Annotated in this window: 13 protein-coding genes; 4 read left to right on the top strand and 9 right to left on the bottom strand. The window is 41.1% G+C overall.

Annotated elements, in window-relative coordinates:
• Positions 1-86: 86 nt before the first annotated feature.
• Positions 87-518 (top strand): VOC family protein, encoded by a 432-nt coding sequence (locus tag NCWK1_RS01685; RefSeq protein ID WP_096581927.1) that lies wholly within the window; start codon positions 87-89, stop codon positions 516-518.
• A gap of 75 nt (positions 519-593) precedes the next feature.
• Here NCWK1_RS01685 and NCWK1_RS01680 read toward each other — a convergent pair whose 3' ends face one another.
• A complete protein-coding gene (locus NCWK1_RS01680) occupies positions 594-1262 on the bottom strand; it encodes an esterase/lipase family protein (RefSeq protein ID WP_103123557.1) in 669 nt (222 codons plus the stop codon).
• A 396-nt stretch (positions 1263-1658) separates the two neighbouring features.
• On the opposite strand from NCWK1_RS01680, the gene NCWK1_RS01675 reads away from it, so the two are divergent.
• Entirely contained in the window at positions 1659-2120 is a 462-nt protein-coding gene (locus NCWK1_RS01675; protein WP_103123484.1) for a hypothetical protein, read from the top strand.
• 4 nt (positions 2121-2124) lie between these two features.
• On the opposite strand, the gene NCWK1_RS01670 is transcribed toward NCWK1_RS01675, so the two are convergent.
• The 6 genes from NCWK1_RS01670 to NCWK1_RS01645 all read right to left on the bottom strand — a co-directional run bounded on the left by NCWK1_RS01670 (position 2125) and on the right by NCWK1_RS01645 (position 8786).
• Positions 2125-3216 (bottom strand): tetratricopeptide repeat protein, encoded by a 1092-nt coding sequence (locus NCWK1_RS01670; protein WP_103123483.1) that lies wholly within the window; start codon positions 3214-3216, stop codon positions 2125-2127.
• A gap of 53 nt (positions 3217-3269) precedes the next feature.
• Complete coding sequence (locus tag NCWK1_RS01665; protein ID WP_103123482.1) at positions 3270-3998, bottom strand: 16S rRNA (uracil(1498)-N(3))-methyltransferase; 729 nt, start codon at positions 3996-3998, stop codon at positions 3270-3272.
• Between the two features lie 50 nt (positions 3999-4048).
• Entirely contained in the window at positions 4049-5440 is a 1392-nt protein-coding gene (locus NCWK1_RS01660) for a cytochrome P450 (RefSeq protein ID WP_103123481.1), read from the bottom strand.
• Positions 5441-5623: 183 nt separating this feature from the next.
• Entirely contained in the window at positions 5624-6331 is a 708-nt protein-coding gene (locus NCWK1_RS01655; RefSeq protein ID WP_096581937.1) for a DevA family ABC transporter ATP-binding protein, read from the bottom strand.
• Positions 6332-6423: 92 nt separating this feature from the next.
• Positions 6424-7599: an ABC transporter permease DevC gene (gene devC, locus NCWK1_RS01650; RefSeq protein WP_103123480.1), complete on the bottom strand. Its 1176-nt coding sequence runs from the start codon at positions 7597-7599 to the stop codon at positions 6424-6426.
• Positions 7596-8786 (bottom strand): ABC exporter membrane fusion protein, encoded by a 1191-nt coding sequence (locus NCWK1_RS01645; RefSeq protein WP_103123479.1) that lies wholly within the window; start codon positions 8784-8786, stop codon positions 7596-7598. The genes devC and NCWK1_RS01645 overlap by 4 nt, the downstream gene beginning before the upstream one ends.
• 366 nt (positions 8787-9152) lie before the next feature.
• Here NCWK1_RS01645 and NCWK1_RS01640 point away from each other — a divergent pair, with 366 nt between their 5' ends.
• Entirely contained in the window at positions 9153-9755 is a 603-nt protein-coding gene (locus NCWK1_RS01640) for a TetR/AcrR family transcriptional regulator (RefSeq protein WP_096581943.1), read from the top strand.
• A 71-nt stretch (positions 9756-9826) separates the two neighbouring features.
• Positions 9827-10587, top strand: a protein-coding gene (locus tag NCWK1_RS01635) for an IS5 family transposase (protein ID WP_422730829.1) whose coding sequence is annotated in 2 segments (ribosomal slippage) — positions 9827-10151 and positions 10151-10587 — 762 coding nt in all. Because the reading frame shifts where the segments join, the coding sequence is not laid out codon by codon here.
• A gap of 38 nt (positions 10588-10625) precedes the next feature.
• Here NCWK1_RS01635 and NCWK1_RS01630 read toward each other — a convergent pair.
• Positions 10626-14579: a helicase C-terminal domain-containing protein gene (locus NCWK1_RS01630; protein WP_103123478.1), complete on the bottom strand. Its 3954-nt coding sequence runs from the start codon at positions 14577-14579 to the stop codon at positions 10626-10628.
• Complete coding sequence (locus NCWK1_RS01625) at positions 14579-17773, bottom strand: hypothetical protein (RefSeq protein WP_103123477.1); 3195 nt, start codon at positions 17771-17773, stop codon at positions 14579-14581. Before NCWK1_RS01625 ends, NCWK1_RS01630 begins: the two co-directional genes overlap by 1 nt.
• Between the last annotated feature and the right edge of the window lie 2 nt (positions 17774-17775).

Here is a 17775-nt window from a genome sequence, read left to right as displayed (position 1 = left end):
ACGACCTTTACGGATGATTCTGTAATTTAGACGTGTTTTAGCTTACCTTGGCTATACATATAGTACAAATCTAGTAAACATTAGTTATGAGTCAACCTATATTCCATCTGGCTTTTCCGGTTAGTGATATCCAACAGACAAAAGCTTATTATGTCGATGGTTTGGGCTGTATTCCTGGGAGGGAAAACCCTCACGCGCTGATTCTCAATCTTTATGGACACCAACTAGTAGCACACACTACCAAAGAAATTTTAACTAGACAACGTACTATATACCCCAGACACTTTGGGTTAATTTTTACTCAGGAAAGTGACTGGGAAAACTTGTTAAATAAAGCACAACTGCACCAACTTTTGTTTCGGGAAGAAGCGAAGGATCGCTTTGTTGGTTCTCCTTTAGAGCATCGTACTTTCTTTTTAGAAGATCCTTTTTATAATTTGCTGGAGTTTAAATATTACCGCTATCCAGAGGCAATATTTGGTAGTTATGAGTATACCCAAATTGGCGATCGCTCTTAAAATTAGCACTTACATATAAAAACGCAAAATCAAGTTTTGGGTAAGGATGTAGGAGTGTAAGTATCCAAAAACTCCTTACACTCTTTCACCCCTAAGCCCAGTCTCCATCGACAATCTTTGTGCGTCATTCCGGTTAATATTCCGCATTGGTTCGGCTAAGGCTGTGGCGACTGCGGCTAAACTCCTAGAGTCGGTTAACATCCAAGGGTGCGATGCTGCGGGGATAATTACTTCTGTACCTATGGGCATTTGCGAACTTTTTGCTGGCACAATCATCAAATCATAAGGTGTCCAAATTGAGGTAAAGTTCAATTGCTTGAGCATTACAGCGTCAGAGTTTAAATCCTTGAGGAAGTTACTGTGAGGACGCATTTGTTCACAACCTGGCCGCCAAGAACCATAAGCCATTACAGTTCCATAATGAGGGGATGAAATGGTGATAAACCGCTGTACGCGCTCAATTCCTTGCAGTCGTTGGACATAATAACGACTGACAATTCCGCCCATACTGAAACCAACTATATCTAGTTTTTGTTCTGGTTCAAAGGTCACATTAATATAATCAGCTACTTGCTGCGCTAACACATCCAGACCCACATCACCGTTATTAGGTACTAAATTTAGAGCATACACAGACCAACCCTTATCTTGTAAATAATTTTGCATTTTGCGGAATACTGCTTCTGTATCCCCAATACCGTGTATTAATAAGACTGGGTTGTGCGTTTGATTAATTTTGTTCATTGCCTGATTCACTTGCATGAGTCTGTCAAAAATCTAGCTGAGTTATCTTGCTATCTGTGAATGAGCTATGACACTCACATCACTGGTTTGATCTGATATTTGCTTCACAGTTATTTATATATTTACTCAAGCTGAAATGTTAATTTTTATTAAGCTAACTTTCATAATCTTGCTTATAGTTACAGTAAAATTTAATAATGAGTCTTGATATATACGGGCGGCAAGTGCCTAAAAAATCAAAGACATTTGCTCTGTAGTCTTACTCCAGTGTTGCTCAAACACTAAACTATAAAGCTAGTCAAAGTAATAGTACAGCGCAAAAAAATGTAGCATTAAGCTGCAATTTTTAACATTACGGTCAGATTTACAGAATTATAGAAGGCAGGAGAAATTCTAATGTTCGGTTTTATCAAAAATTTAATTGCTGGGATTTTAGGCTTCTTCACAGGGTTGTTAGGTGGCAAAAAGAAAAAAAATGGGGGCTACTACTTACAATTAGATGAGAGTGGTGCAGAAGTAACTCCAGCACCAGCACCTAAAGCCGCACCAGCACCTAAAGCTGCACCAGCAACAACCTCTAATGGTACAAAAGCTACAGCAAAAGCGCCTGAGCCAGCGAAAAAACCCGCCGCTGCTCCAAAAGCAGCCAAAGTAGAAGCATCTAAAAATGGCAAAGCTGCACCAGCTGAACCAGCAAAGGCTCCCGCGGCGGTAGCTGTGAAGAAAGAACCAACCGAAACAACATTTGCACCCAAATATTTAACGCCTACTGCTACCAATGGTCGCCGCCGTCCAGGCGCTAATATGAGTTCTTTCTTAGACATGGCCAGTCAAGTTAAAACTCCTAACCAAGCTTAGTGATTCAATTTTCATTGTGAGCGATCGCCGAGCATTTATGAAATACTAATCCGCTGTACAACTGAAAAGCAGCATCCCAATTTGTCGGTTCTCGGCGAAACAGATGTATATGGGGTGTGATATTGTTTAACATTTCTGTTTGATCTAAAATCGTCTCCGCAAAAGGTGTGAAATCTGACCAAAGCTTCACTTGTGGTAAATGCTGCTCTAACCATTTGAGTACTTGATTCCAGTTAATTCTGATAGTATTTTGACTAGGTTGGGCAGCAATTTCTACACCTTGTTGGAAATCATAACTATGATCAGACAATCGCAGAATGCAGCGCCGCCCAGGTATGTGTAAGTCACAAAACTGAGCATAGTCTTGAGTTTGAGTTTTCCGTTCTAACTTGTGACGCGCATCAATATCGACAACTTCCTCAAAAATCGGTAATAGTCCAACTACTCTAGCTTGTACTTCTGACCAATTAAAAGTTAAAGAACCAAGTTGATTAGTTTGGTTGCGACAAGCAACAGTAGCTTGTTGAGCAGATTCCGAAAAATATTCGACTTGATAAACTTGTATTTGTTGAACTGCGGCGATTGTTGTCCAAAAACAAGGAATTCCCGCTGCTTTTAGCTGTTCACCATAAAATTTCAACACTCCCACTTGTCCAGAGCGATAGACTTTCCAACTCCGACTGGGTATAACGAGCCTCGCTGTATAAGCGTCTAGCTGCATAATTTGAGCAAATTTAGCGATAACTGTAGACTTTTGCTCCTGATTCAAAGGTTCTAGTACGAGTACTCCTGGTTCACTACTGTTAGGCTCGGCTGTAGCTTTAGCAATAGCACGTTGTCTTTCTTCTTGTTCAACTTCTTGGAGACGTTGTAAACCTTGACGTGTTTGGGTAACGATTTTGGTATTGGTGGTACTCCGCAACAACTGGCGATAAATTTTCTCGGCATCCTGTCGTTTATGAGATACTTCGTAAAGTCTGCCAAGATAAAATTGCACCCAAGGATTATCAGGTGATTCTTTTAACAGTTGTTGGAGTAATTTCGCAGCTGTGTGATAATCTTTACGGTCAAAAGCGATCGCAACACGCTCAATCATAGTTTATTTCCCTGCATCCCCGCGTTTGCTTGGATTGACGCGAGATATATCATTTATACTTCATAAGCTGCGGTAACTATGGATAAAGCCACAATAGGTGCAGTAACAGCGCGGAGGACACGACGACCGAGGGATACGGCTTGAAAGCCAGATGCGATCGCATTTTCAATTTCTGGTTCCGTCCATCCACCTTCGGGGCCTGTAGCAATAATTAGTTCTTGGTCATTTGTCCTTTTTCCGTTCTTGGGTAAGCAATTAAGTAAGTGAGGATAATTACCACGCGCCTCACAGATATACTTACTCTTGACTATTGACTCTTGACTATTGACCCTTGACATAAAAGCCACTGGTTCTAAAATTGTCGGGACAAACGCTCGTTCCGATTGTTCAGCGGCTTCCGCGGCGATGCGTCGCCAACGTTCGAGTTTTTGGGGACTAGGATGAAGGAGAGTGCGATCGCTCATCACCGGAGCAATACAAGTTACACCAATTTCCGTACAGATGCGGACAACTTCATCAAAGCCATTGCCTTTGGGTAAGGCTATTATCAAGGTAATTGATACAGGTAATTCTGTCTCTACGGAAAGTGTTTCTAAAACCTGAGCTTGTTCCCCTGTTAGCTGCGCCAACCACCATTTACCCATACCATCCATCGCAATAAAGCGATCGTCCTCACGCAAACGCAAGACACGTCCGAGATAATGTATTTGTTGGGGTGTAAGTAAAATTTGGTCTTGTTGAAATTGAGAAAGTGCGATCGCAATTCGTTGTAGTTGAGCCATGCTAAATTACTTATGTCCAGAGGAAATAGGCAAAAATGTTTTTGCCTGTACTAGACAATGTTTGCACCAGATACTGGTTTTTTCTCATCTTCAGCAGCGTTCAACTGGATTCGCTTGATTTCCACTTTCAGCCCATTTTCTGGACGTAACGTAATTGAAGGCTGCGGTACAATTGGATATCCTGGCACTAAATCTATTTGGAAGCTTTGAGCAATCGTCGCTAGTAATAAAGCCGCTTCCATCTGAGCGAAACCTTTACCTATGCAAATTCTTGGCCCATCACCAAAAGGAATATATACTCCTTTAGGTAGTTGTTTTTCTAACTCTTCTGTCCAGCGTTCTGGCTGAAAAACTTCGGGGTTCTCAAAATATTTGGGATGACGATGCATTACCCATTGGCTAATCATGATTGATGTACCTTGGGGAATTTCGTAATCGCCAATTTGTGTATCTACTGCGGCTTCTCGTCCCATCAGAGATACGGGAGGATATAAGCGCATTGATTCTTTGATTACTCGCTGTGTATACACCAACTTTCCTAGGTCTTCTAGAGTTGGTAACTTTCCTTGCAGGACTTGACAAAGTTCGGATTGTAATTTCTCCCGCACTTCGGGATTTTGTGATAAAAGCATCCACGTCCAAGATAAAGTATTGGCAGTAGTTTCATGACCTGCCAACATTAAGGTAGCGACTTCATCCCGCAGCAATTTATCATCCATCTGCTGACCTGTTTGTTCGTCTTTCGCTTCCATTAACATCGTCAACAAATCATTATTTTTTTCTTTGCTATTGCGACGTTGTTGAATCAGTTTGTAGATAGCTTCATTCATTTGAGCAATAGCCTGACGATAACTGATGTTTTCTGGTCTAGGGAACCACTCCCACACCAGAAAATTTTGCTTGCGCTTACTTTCAAACCAGTTCATTGCTACATCCAGTGCATGAGCAACTACCTTGGCTTCGCCTCCATCCACCTCAGCGCTAAATATGCACTTCATGACAATTTCTAAAGTCAACCGCATCATATCTGCATGAATATCATGAGTTTCCCCATCGCCCCAACGTTGCAACATTTGGTTGGTGTAATCCACCATGATTTGGCTATAGGCATTAATTCGCTTTTGATGAAATACTGGTTGAGCAAGGCGACGCTGCCAAAACCAAGATTCGCCTTCTGCTGTTAATAAACCTTCTCCTAAGAGAGTTTTTAAACTACGTAAGCCTCGACTTTTAATAAAATCAGTGCGATTTTTGAGAACTTCTTCTATGTAGTCGGGGTTAGTGACTAAACAAGCAGATGTTAACCCCAACTGCAAAGGCACAATATCACCATAATCACGACAACGGCTGAGAAATCCTAACGGATCTTGCCCCAGTTGCTGGAGATGACCAACAATAGAATTAACTGGCGGTGCTGATAACTCAAATACATCTTTAGACATAGGAAAAATCCTTGAGGTTTGTATCTCTTCAAGAAGAGTAATTCACTATTTATATAAAAATCTTCAATATAGAGAGAGATTTAAGTATGTCGGTAGAAATAAAAGCTTTGTCATTTGATTGATGGAAATCTCAAACTTCTGATCCTCTCTGCACCTGGAGCGACTCTGCATGAAACAATTAATTCACGAAGCTAAACTCATAACAGAATTATTAGTTAATTTGCCATCTTCCATATAGACAATGCGATCGGCAATATCCAGAATTCGATTATCGTGAGTTACCAGTAAGATAGTGCAGCCTTGTTCTTTGGCTAATGTCTGCATCAAGTTGACAACATCTCGTCCAGATTTACTATCTAAGGCGGCGGTTGGTTCGTCAGCCAGAACGATTTGTGGATTGTTGACTAAAGCCCGCGCGATCGCTACTCTTTGTTTTTGTCCTCCAGACAAATCATCAGGATAATAGTTCAGACGATGACCTAAGCCAACTAAGTCCAGCATTTGTGCTGAACGCTCTAGCATCTGCTTCACTGACAAATTATTATGTAATTCTAAAGCCATCCTGACGTTTTGGATAGCTGTCAAACTATTATGCAAATTATGTGCTTGAAATATATAGCCGTTGTGTCTACGGGCTAAAGTCAATTCTGCTGCATTAGCACCACAAAGTTCTTGTTGTAAAACTTTCAAACTTCCACCAACTTGAGCAGAACGCAGTCCCCCAATTAAGGTGAGTAAGGTAGTTTTACCAGAACCAGAAGGCCCTGTCATAATCACAATTTCGCCAGTATTTATTTCTAAGTTAACATCAAACAAAACTTGTTTTTGTAATTGACCTTTACCAAAGTAATGGTTGAGATTCTGAATAGAAATGACAGCTTCTTTAGTCATCATATTAAATAGCGGTCAAGAATTGGTTACACAAAGATTGATAAAAATGAGGCTGGATAGAAAGTAATATTTTTACTCAGCAGTTTGTTTGCTTAAAACATATCAGCAGGGTCAGCAGATTGGAGTTTACGAGTTGCGATCGCTCCAGAAATGCCACACATAATAATCGTTAAAATCAACACCATTGTTGCTCTAGAAAGGTTCATGGCAATGGGTAAAGCAGTGGCATTGGCTGCTAATTGATAAAGTCCAATGGGTAAAATAAAACCGGGGATAAAGCCTAAAAATGCCAAAATAATTGCTTCTTCAAAAACTACCGTGAGTAAATATTGATTACGATATCCCATTGCTTTGAAGGTGGCATATTCTTTTAAGTGACTGTTAACATCAGTAGAAAGAACTTGATAAACAATCACCACACCTACGACAAATGCCATCCCTGTTCCCAAGCCAAAAATAAATCCAATAGGACTTTCTTTTTGCCAATAACTTTCTTCAAAGGTGATATATTCTTGATGTGTGAAAACTCTCACATCATTGGGAAGATAAGCGGCTAATTCCTTAGCTACCTGCTGGGAATCATATCCAGGTTTGAGCTTGATTAATCCTAAGTTGACGCTGGCTGCTTCTCTGCGGGGGAAAAAATGCAAGAAGGTTTGGTCACTACCAATTAAAATTCCATCAGCGCCAAAAGATGCGCCTAATGTAAATAATCCACTAATGGTCACTGTCCGACGCTCAATTTCCGTGGTGACAGTTTTTCCTTGCTCAACTTGCGCGATCGCCTGTTGATAATTTCCTCTAGAATTGCGATCGAATAAAACTCTATCTGGGAGCTTAACTTTATTTAATTGCTCATTCACTTCTGGCAAGTTTAATGCAGGTTGTTCGGGAGAAAAACCGATCACTTGCATGGATGTATCTTTGCGCGTTTCTGGATGTTTCCAAGTAATTGTGTTGGAATAAAACGCTTGTGTGATTTTGACTCCGGGAATATCTTTGGCTTGATACAAACGTCGGCGGGAAAATGTACCCAAATTTTGAGTATTTCGCGCTTGGGGACTAACTAATATAATATCTGCATTCAAGCTGCGGCTGAGTTTTGTGTTGCTATCATACAAAGCGCTTTGAAAACCCATCTGCATAAACATCAACACATCAGCAAAAGCAATGCCTGATAATGCCACGAGAAGACGGCCTGTTTCTTTGCTGAGTTGTAGCCATCCTAGGGGTGTCCGCCGTTGAAATTGCTCGATAAATGCAATCATTGTTCGATTTCGGCTGTAATTTGCAAGTTGGTAAATTTAGCGGCTTTTTTACTGGATGCACCATCTAAGGCGATATGCACTTCTACTACCCGGCCATCAATATTGGTGCTGGGGTCGGTGTTGACAACATTTTGCCGTTTGACTTGAGAATCAATACGTTCTACTTTTCCGAGTAGTTCACCGGAGATAGAATCACTACTGATGCGCACTTTTTGCCCGACTTTAACTTTACTAATGTCGCTTTGATAAACTTCGGCAACTGCATACATCTGCTGAGTCTGCCCAATTTCCACAATGCCATCATTGCCAACTACTTCGCCTGCATGGGTATGAATTTCTAAAATCTCCCCATTCATGGGCGATCGCACATAAGCTTGATCGAGTTCGGCTTTGGCTTGCTTCATCGCCGCGATCGCCCGATCAATTTCGGCTTGGTTTTGTTTCACATCCACCGGACGGACTTCTGCTATTCGCTCTAAATTCGCTCTGGCTTGATTGAGTTGCGCGGGACTAGTTGATTGAATCCGTTCTAGTACGGCTTGTGCTTCTTGCAAACTTTTTTGTGCGGTATCTAAAGCTAATTGTCTGCTGTCTCGATCTGACGCTGAAAGTGCGCCCTGTTCATACAAAGATTGATAGCGGTTGTACTGTCTCAAGGCATTTGTTTGCTCTGAGGTTAACCGCGCGACGGTTGCAGCTTGAGCATCAATATCACCTAAGCGCTGTGCTTCCAGACGCGCTATTTCTGCACGTTGAGCATTGATTTCTCCAGTTTTCGCTCCGGCTTTGGTAATTGCCATTTTGGCTTGGGCAACTTTCACATCTTCCTGAGCTTGCTGATAGGCTGCAAACAGGCGATCGCGGCTATCCAAAATTGCAATTACTTGTCCTATCTTGACGCGATCGCCTTGTTTCACTAGCAATTGGTCTACCCGATTGCCGTTATTTGCTGTCGGCGCTGACAACTTAATAATTTCTCCTTGAGGTTCTAACCGCCCCAAGGCTGTCACTGTGGTAATTTGCGGTGAAATGATGACGGCGTTTTGATTCTCTATCTGTGGCTTTGATGGCGATTGGGATAGTAGATAGGCAGAAACCCCACCCGCAACAATCAACGCCGTTGCACCTAACCCCATCCATTGACGAACTGTAGCTGAAGAAGCTTTGGCTGGTAAGTTTTGCAGCATTTCGCAAGCCCCTAATCTCTTGATATTAACTTGTAAAACTAAACTGTTTTGTTTCGTCTATTTGAAATTAAACGAAACAGTTTCGTCTTGTCAAGGGTATACTGGAAATTAGGTGAATTACTAAAAAAACTCACGCAGAAAAACACTCTGTTAAGACTGAGTGTAGGGGTATAATACCAATTCTCTAAAATGAGGCAACACATTCAAACGCCGAAAACCATGCCATATCTGACTTTCTTAATTACAAATTATGAATTATGAATTGGTATAAGGGTGTATAAGTTTTGCCCATCTACAAACCCCTAGATTTTTCTCGCTGCGTGAGTCTTATCAGGTATTCGCTAGTCTGTTTGCAGCCATTAAGCAATGAAATCCAAAAGTGTTGAGCGCGATTTATCTCCAGAAAAGACGGAAGCTATTTTAGATGGAGCAATGCAAGAGTTTTTAGAACACGGCTATGCGGCTGCCAGAATCGATAAAATTGCTGTAGCGGCGGGCGTTTCTAAAGCGACAATTTATCGGCGCTTTCCTGATAAAGAAAGCTTATTTACAGGACTCATGCAGCAATTAGCTTGCAAAAAAGAGCTTTTTAATTCAACTCAACTTCAATCTGCACAAGGCGATGTCACTGCTTTCTTAAAATCCTTGGCAAACAAGATGCTGAATAATGTTGCCGATGATCCACAAGTTCTGACATTTTTGCGGATTATTATTGGTGAGTCAGGGCGTTTTCCAGAATTAGCACGCGCATTTGTGCAAAATATTGAAAAACCGATACTGGAAGCAATGACACAATATCTAGCTTCTCACCCTGAACTAGAACTACCAGATCCGGAAGTTGCAGCACGAGCCTTTATGGGAACCCTCATTCATTTTGTCATCCTGCGAGATGTTCTGCACAGTGGCGATATTGTCCCAATGGAACGCGATCGCCTGGTTGATCAGCTAGTCAAATTAATTATTAAATAAACACTAGGGCGTGTCATCAATTAGGTAAAGTGGAATGAGAACTGCTGAAAGAATAAACACTCTAAAAAACGATGACGCGCCGATATGCACTGCGGGATGACCAGTGGGAAAGAATCAAAGACCTACTACCAGGACGAGAGGGGTATGTGGGAGTAACAGCTAAAGATAATCGATTGTTTGTCGAAGCAGTGTTATATCGCTACCGAGCCGGCATACCCTGGCGTGACTTACCAGGAAGATTTAGAGATTGTCGGGTGATTCACACTCGCTTTAGTAGATGGTCAAAAACAGGTGTGTGGGAGAAAGTGTTTCAGCATTTGGCAGATGATGCCGACAACGAATATGCGATGATAGACTCGACAATTGTCCGCGCCCATCAGCACAGTGCGGGCGCAAAAGGGGGGAGGCAACGACTGAAGCCATCGGTCGCAGCAAAGGCGGACTCAGTACCAAGATCCATGCTGTAGTTGATGCTTTAGGAAACCCACTTGCATTTCATCTGACACCAGGTCAAGCTTGCGACCTTGATGGAGCCGACCAATTGCTACCTGATATTCTGGCTGATACAGTTATAGCCGATAAAGGCTACGATGCTGACCAACGAGTAGTTGAACGGCTCCAGACCTTGGGCAAAACCGCAGTCATTCCTCCCAGACGCAACCGTCATTGTCCTCGTGACTATGATCAGCACTTGTACAAAGCCCGTCATCTCATTGAAAACTTTTTTGCCAAACTCAAGCAATATCGAGGCATTGCCACTCGTTACGATAAACGCGCTCACAATTTTCTTGGGGCAATTTATCTTGCTGCTTCTGTTATTTGGCTTAATTGATGACACGTCCTAGCAAATTCCCCATTTTTCTAAAAATTTTACTCTGCTTCATCTTCTAGCAAGATTGTATTAAGAAGATTTAATTCATTGGATGCCATAAAATAGCGATCACTAAAAACTGTTTCTAATTGTGTAAAAATCCGTCTACCTGCCACAGCTACCCAAGGAAATGTTCGATAGTAAGGTATGACGGGTATGACTAAGCCTTGAGGAGTTAGAGAACGTCCTAGCGCACTTCTCCAAGCTTGCGGATCTTGTAATACTTGTTGGCGGATGTCATCTTCTGATTGTTCATTCCAGAAATGGGGATAGTCTAGAGGTAAGCCAATAACTATATTTCTGGTTTTCAACGCTTGAATTGTGGAAGATTCAATCACAAATCCTTCTTGTTCCCGACTCAACAGTTTATATAATTCGTTAGCAGGACGTTTGAGTTTTGAGGGAAATTTGATTTTTTTACTTTCAGCAATTTCTTTTAGTGAGCCTAAAAGACGACTGCTATTGTGTTTAATGTCAGATTTCCACGCTTCAAAACTAAATATTTCTTCAGTTTTGCGATCGCTCCAATCTTCTATCCAAAAAGGGCCTATACAAGTTAGACTATCAGGTATCTCTAGGGCATCATTATCTAAAGATGGCAATAAAGAACTCTGAGGCCTAGAGACAGATTTAACTAAAGCTTGTAAAGTTTGATAATTTGCATAGGACTTAGCATTTTTTTCTGATGATTGACCTCTCAAATCAAAATGTTTAAAGATGCTTGTAGATAACTGTTCCGCCCTTTTAACAATTGCTTTTGCTTCTTGAGGATGACTATCGCTGATAAAAACTTTAGCTTCACGCAAGAAATCTAATAAATCATCAGACATTAAGCGCAACAATTCTTCATCCCCAACAGAGCCAACAGGTACAAATGCAATTCTATTTTTATTAAGTCCTGCATCGCCTTTAATGCGAGTATGAATTGTAGAGCGTAACATTACCAGCAAAGTTAATAAATCACTTGACTGACGCAACCATAGTCTTTTAGGGTCAATATCCTCTCTTTCAATGATGAAATCATTGATGAGCATAACTAAGCGTCTTGCTTTGTTATCTCCAGAAACTGGCATTCCGGTTTCTGGGTGTGTATACATTCCTCGACCTCGATAAATTAATTGCGCGACTTCCATCAAAGCGGCTTCGATATTAAATCGGGGAATTGCAGCTATAATGCAATCTGTTTTCGGGAAAGAAACACCTCTTGCACCTGAAGAAGTCATCAATAAAACTCGGACTTCATCGCGTCGTGGCGGCTTGACTAATTTCAATCGTTGATCAGGTGATACACTTTGATCCAAAACCTCCACATCTTCCCTGTTTAGGAGAGCTTCTTTACCACTGGTCAATTTTTCCAGCAATTGACGTAGAAAAGCTTTATCCTGAGCAAAGAAAATCAACTGCTCTGCTCCCTTGTGTAACCCATCCTTAATTTCTAAGTAGGCATTTGTTAGCGTTTCTTCTTCTGATTTTTCTCGAATTGCTTGTCTAATTGTCTGCTCTGTACCGTCGCTATTTTGACCTGGTTTAATGGGAGAAAGTCTAATACTGTAATCAATGCTGAGTTTACTGGCGGGGTAGCTATTTGTCATAACGTGTAGCGTTGGGTATTTTAAGCCAGTTCTTCTATCACTCCCTGTCACCCGAAAAGGTGCTTCCCTTCGACTTTGACTAATTAAAACTTTATCAGGAGCGCGATCGCCTGAGTTCAAAAAGCTATCCAACACAACTTCATTGCTGAGTGAAGCATCAGCCAGAATCAGCACAATTTTAAATGGAGATGAATTTGTATCAAACGGTTTAATAAATTGCTGTTCCAACCATTCTGCTAACTTACGGACAAAGGGCGCTCCTGCACCATCACCAGCGAGTTCATCCACCATGACAACTATGGTAGGAATCCGGGCTGCAAAATCTGAACGTTCCTTCTTTGCAAGCTTCTTACTGATATCTTTGTGTACAAACAAATTGTTGAAGGCATTAACTGTGGTTGATTGATCGTTGAGTGTTCGATAACCTTGAATGGCGGCAGTCATTACCAGCTGATTCAATTGGGAGTTAGCTTTGAGCAATACTTGGGCTGACTTTGCTATCGTACCCAATACACCAGGACTGTAAAGAGATTCTATGCTGTAATCTCTTTCGTTGAGACGGCGTTTAAACCGAGTCGAACCGACTATATTGCAATCAATATCAAGTTCTTGTTCTGGAGTGAGGAAGAAGATATTGCTAGGAGGAGGTATGAGGTTTTCAATACCATCAACAACAACAGCACTATCAATATTGTGAGGTGGAAAATTGTTTTGCTGAACCTGTTTCTTATACCATTCGGGAGCTGCATCAATCAAATTTTTATTACTAGTGATGGTTAATATCCCAGTGGGTTGCTTGTTTTCTCTAGCAAGTTTGTCGGTGACATCTCGATTAATGACAACTCGCGGACTGAGATACAAAAACAAGAAACCTCGATCCTGCTGCTTTTGCTGTTTGAGAAATTTCATCACAGCAGTAGTTTTACCAATACCGGGATTTCCTTCCAAAGCTAGAACGTTAATCTTACCAACTTGAGCAGCAGTGATACCAGCAAAAACTGCTGCCTCATGTACTTCTCGTAGACGAATTGTTTCCTGGTCAGGATTGATTTCATTGACAAAATTAGCAATTTGTGTAATTGGGTTGCTGCCAAAAAACTCATGTAATGCGTCGTGGTCTTCAATAGATGCGATCGCCTCAGCCTTGCTAATTTCATCCATTGGGTTGTAGAAGTCTGTCACATTCTCCTGAAATAGAAAGTGAGAGTATTGACCTAGAGTTTGGTTTTCAGCTAGATGTTGTGCTTGTTCTTTAAAAGCAGACGGTAGCGATCGCACTAGCTTTCTGAACACTAAACCAATTTCTGCATATAGATCGAGTGGCACATCATCTTTTGAATGTTTAGCCTGACGATATGCTTGTCCCAATGATTTCATTAACTCGGCTCTAGTATCTGGTTCTACACCCCAGAAATGAGCAGCAAGACTTTCAATACCATTGGATGTAACAGCCATTGCTCTAGCATGACAACTTCCTTCTAATAGTTGATGCTTGCGTAACTCATGAATCAGACGATCTGTATAAGATGATGCCTGACAAAGCTTAAATAATGGTTTATCTTGACCACTAAATGCAGAAAGAAAACTTTCCAACCGTTTAGAAAGCGAAAATTCTTCACCCTTAACCTCTGCACAAACTCTAGAGAAAACCCCTCGTGATTCCATGTAACGTGCATAGCGACTCATTTCTTCGCTGTGAGGCGTTTCATGTTGAAAATCTGCAAATTTGATGGGTGCGTTATACGAAAATTCCAAGCAGATAATTAAGTTCTCAATTTTTTTGCGTTTTAAATCTTTTGGCTGAGAGAAATCAGTTTTAAAGTCTTTAGAGGATATTACTTTCTCTTGCTCGGTATTTCTTTGGGGGATATATTCATTAGACAACCATAAAATAAAATCGGCTCTGGCTGGTTGTCCTCGATTAACTAAATTCTCATCTGGTTTTCCTGGTATGTTGAAAGTTTCTTGAAATGCTTTTGCTGTCGCTTCTTTTTCTTCATCCCGTTGCATCTGCTGTCCTGGAAATGTCAACGGACACCAAATTGCTTTGAGTTCAGGTTTTCTAATTTGACTGTGGTTGAGACACTCACGCATTGCTGTCCAACCTAAACCATAGCCGAGTACCAGCAGATGACGCAGCATTGTCTCTACCCATTCTTTAGTATTAGCATCTGTCAGTTTGAATGCTTTTACCAATTGTTGGGAGATATCTTTATTTTTGTGAGATTGCCAAAGCTGGAAAACCTTATTATCTTGCAAGAGTAATTTTTGGTGAATTAACTGTTGTAAAACACCGCGTTTGACAGCGATTTCAAATACCTGCCCCCAAATAGAGGCTTGTTCTAAAAAAGATAATTCCATTATTTTCTGTGCAGAACTTGAGAAACGTGGGTGAGTACAGCGCGATAATTAAGTAATACCTGTCCTTTGCGGCGGGTATGAAGAACTTTGACTTCACCAGCCTCTTCAACTGTATTAGGCGATATCCAACTAAATGGGTCTAGAACTGGGATAAGTTGACCTTTTTTGTTCGCACCTCGTTCAGCTTCAATAAAATGCAAACCCCGCAATACACTTAGTAAGCAGGGATGAATAGGAGAGTCTAAATCAGGATCGATCAAATGCTGACGAGCGCGTTGAATCGAGTTAAGGCTGCGAACTTTTGTATCCGAAACCAGAAAATAAATGCAGAAACCAGATTGTATGCGCTCATCTGCTTGAATAGCATAAAGTGTCGCAAAGGTATAAACCGGAATAAAATCACGAAAATCTTCAGAAGTCGCAACAGAACTCCAGAAACTTGTATGGTCTTCAGCTTGCAAAATTTCAAATGCTGCTTCATTGGGCAGGCGATCGCGCAGACGTGTAGCAGGAAATACATCCCTTACCATTGGGTAAATGTTGAGATTAGGAAATGTTTGAAAGACTTCTTCTAAAAACTCTGTAGGGATTAAAGAAGAATTATAATCTGCGGCTCGATTAATGCGGCGATCGCCATAGGCATGAGCTAATAAAATAATGTGCTGACATCCTTGGGTTTTGAGGTGACGAATTTCTTCTTGAACTAGGCGTTGTGTTTTCAGTTGTTCTGGAGAATCTAGCACATCAGACTGCATCCGTTCTCTTTTGAGTTCATAACCTATAAACGGTTCATTAACTGATGTAGCAATATAACTCTGAGTCAGAAAAAGATATGCCTTTTCTTCATCATTGGGAAAATTACCCTCATTACAAGGACGACTCGCGTAAGAAATTAAACCAATCTTGGGGACAGAATGGGAATTTGGGCAACTAATACAAAGTGGAAATGCACTTAATAAGGCTTTAAAAGTCCCTGATTTAATAAAATCTTGGTTTTTTTTGGATTGTTTCGCCAGATTTTCTAGAATAAGCCCCTGCATTCGGATAGGGGTATCTTCGCCTAATATGGCTTCCAAGGTTTGGGCGGCTGCATAAACATAAGCATCACCGCTCTTGTCCTTATCTTCATCTAATTGTTTTCCTGTTTCTTGCAACCGCAGCATTAAGGTTGTAAAGTCAACCAACTTTTCCTTCTGACCACGTTTTTGCAATCGTGTAATGATCTGCCATAAACAGCAGTAAACTAGCACAGCAAAGGCGGTGACTGCGGCTGCATGATACTGCTTATTTTCCTCAGCGTTTTTTGTATTTGCTCGCCGCTTCACAGTTTCAACATCGTATTCCACTATGATTGCTGCTGGTAATGCCCACCCAGCAAATTGAGAAGCATTTGTAGAAAGCTCATAGGTTAGTTTCCCATCTTGTCCCTTCTGCCAAGAACGAGGAACCCAACAAACTTGGAGGAGTTTCTGCGACAATAAACGCTTGGCTCGTATTTGACTGTGTTCGCCTTTAGCTATTAAGTCATATTCCGAAAGCTCGGTAGTAACCTTAACCGAAAATAGAGATTGTGCTGGTTGCTCACAAATTTGAATGTGTTTAAACCATTCAACCTGTTCGCTGGAATTTTGTTGTGGCTCGACAAGCAACTTTCTCACACCTGGTGTTGCTCCTTCTAGCCGATCCCAATTAATAATGCTGTTTTTAACACAGATGAATTGTTGTGAGGAGCGATTTTTAACTTGGGATATGACTTTTTGGCTTTTGTCTCGCAATACTTTCGTCAGTGCTTTAGCAATCAACTTCATTGACTCTGAGCGTTCTTGTAATTCTTCTAAAGTCTGGCGAATAGCGTCTTTACCCTGCGATTGAAAATTTACTCGGAGTTCATTCACTACATTGATTAGTGATTCTTTAGTTAGCGAGAGTTCATCTTTTTTAGGAATAACGACTGCCAAAAAAATGAGTTGAGCTAAACGACGACGAAGTTCCCAAGGCTTCTGTAAGGAAGATTCATCATCACTAAATAAATATTCTTTGATTTTCTCAATTCGTACTTCAAAAGCTGGTTTACCTGATTCTGGGTTGTCTCCATTGACCCGGAAACGGTAACATACTTCACGCTCAACTTGATTGTCAGTCTTTTTCTCAAAAATTTGAGTTTTCCACTCAGGCCAAACAGCTAGACAATAATAAAAGGTTGCTTTACTGAGTTCATCAGCCAAGTCGAATTCAGCCGCACTACCAAAATGAGCCGTTAAATCAAACGTATAGTCTTCTTCTTGAGCAGATGTCACTAAAATGAGTATTCGATTGACATATTCTGCTAAAAGTTGGTAATCTAGTTGATTGATTGATTGGGAATTTTCTGCGATCGCCTCCATAATCCGAAAACTAATCGTTAATCGGACTCGTGACAATGCTTCATCGTCTATAAAGTTTAAAAAACGCTGAATTTGGCTATCGTATCGATTTTTCTCCTCTTCTAAAGTTGCGATCGATGAATCAACATCATCTTCATCATTGTCGCGTTCATCTTTCAAAGATTGTGCGGCAGCACTGCACATTTGCTCAAAATAATCAGTATTTTCAACTCTTTCGCGTGCAGAAATAACTGTCGCCACAGACTTGCTATCTTTAGTGTCTCCTGCTTTAAATGCTATGTGGACGAGGTTGCCAGCGTTAGGCATATTCTGGAAAGACGTACCTGCTTTTTCAGCCAGTTTTTTGAGTTGCTTATCAGGTTCATCTAACAGCAATGTTGATAATAAGCTGTCAGAAGTTACGGCATGATTTAGTGCCTCATCAATGGCAGCCATTAATCTGTCTATTGCACCCGGTAACTTTGTAGCATTGCCATCACTCAAACACCCGCCAACACGCGACCTATTACCATTTGCAGGCATCGATAAATTTTGAATAAACCCTCCACCGTTAGCAGGGTTAAAAGCCTCTTTAAACTTAGCTTGTGTAAATAAGCGATACATTACGGCTGAAGTACGTATTCTCAGGCGTGTATTTTGTTTGTCATCAAATTCAAACAACTGCATCCCTTTAGGACTTAGCTGGTTAGTATTTGCCTGATTACTGCTGGGAGAAATAGCCTGAGCCAGTAACTCTATGACTGTAGCGAGGTCAATAGAAGGCTTAAGTGAACGCGGTTCAACGTGAGCGCCAGTACCTTGTGAAGGCATAA

The organism is Nostoc cycadae WK-1 (genome assembly GCF_002897135.1).
Taxonomy (GTDB): domain Bacteria; phylum Cyanobacteriota; class Cyanobacteriia; order Cyanobacteriales; family Nostocaceae; genus Nostoc_B.
The sequence above is the reverse complement of the archived record's forward strand: the minus strand, read 5'-3'. Positions and strand labels throughout refer to the sequence as shown.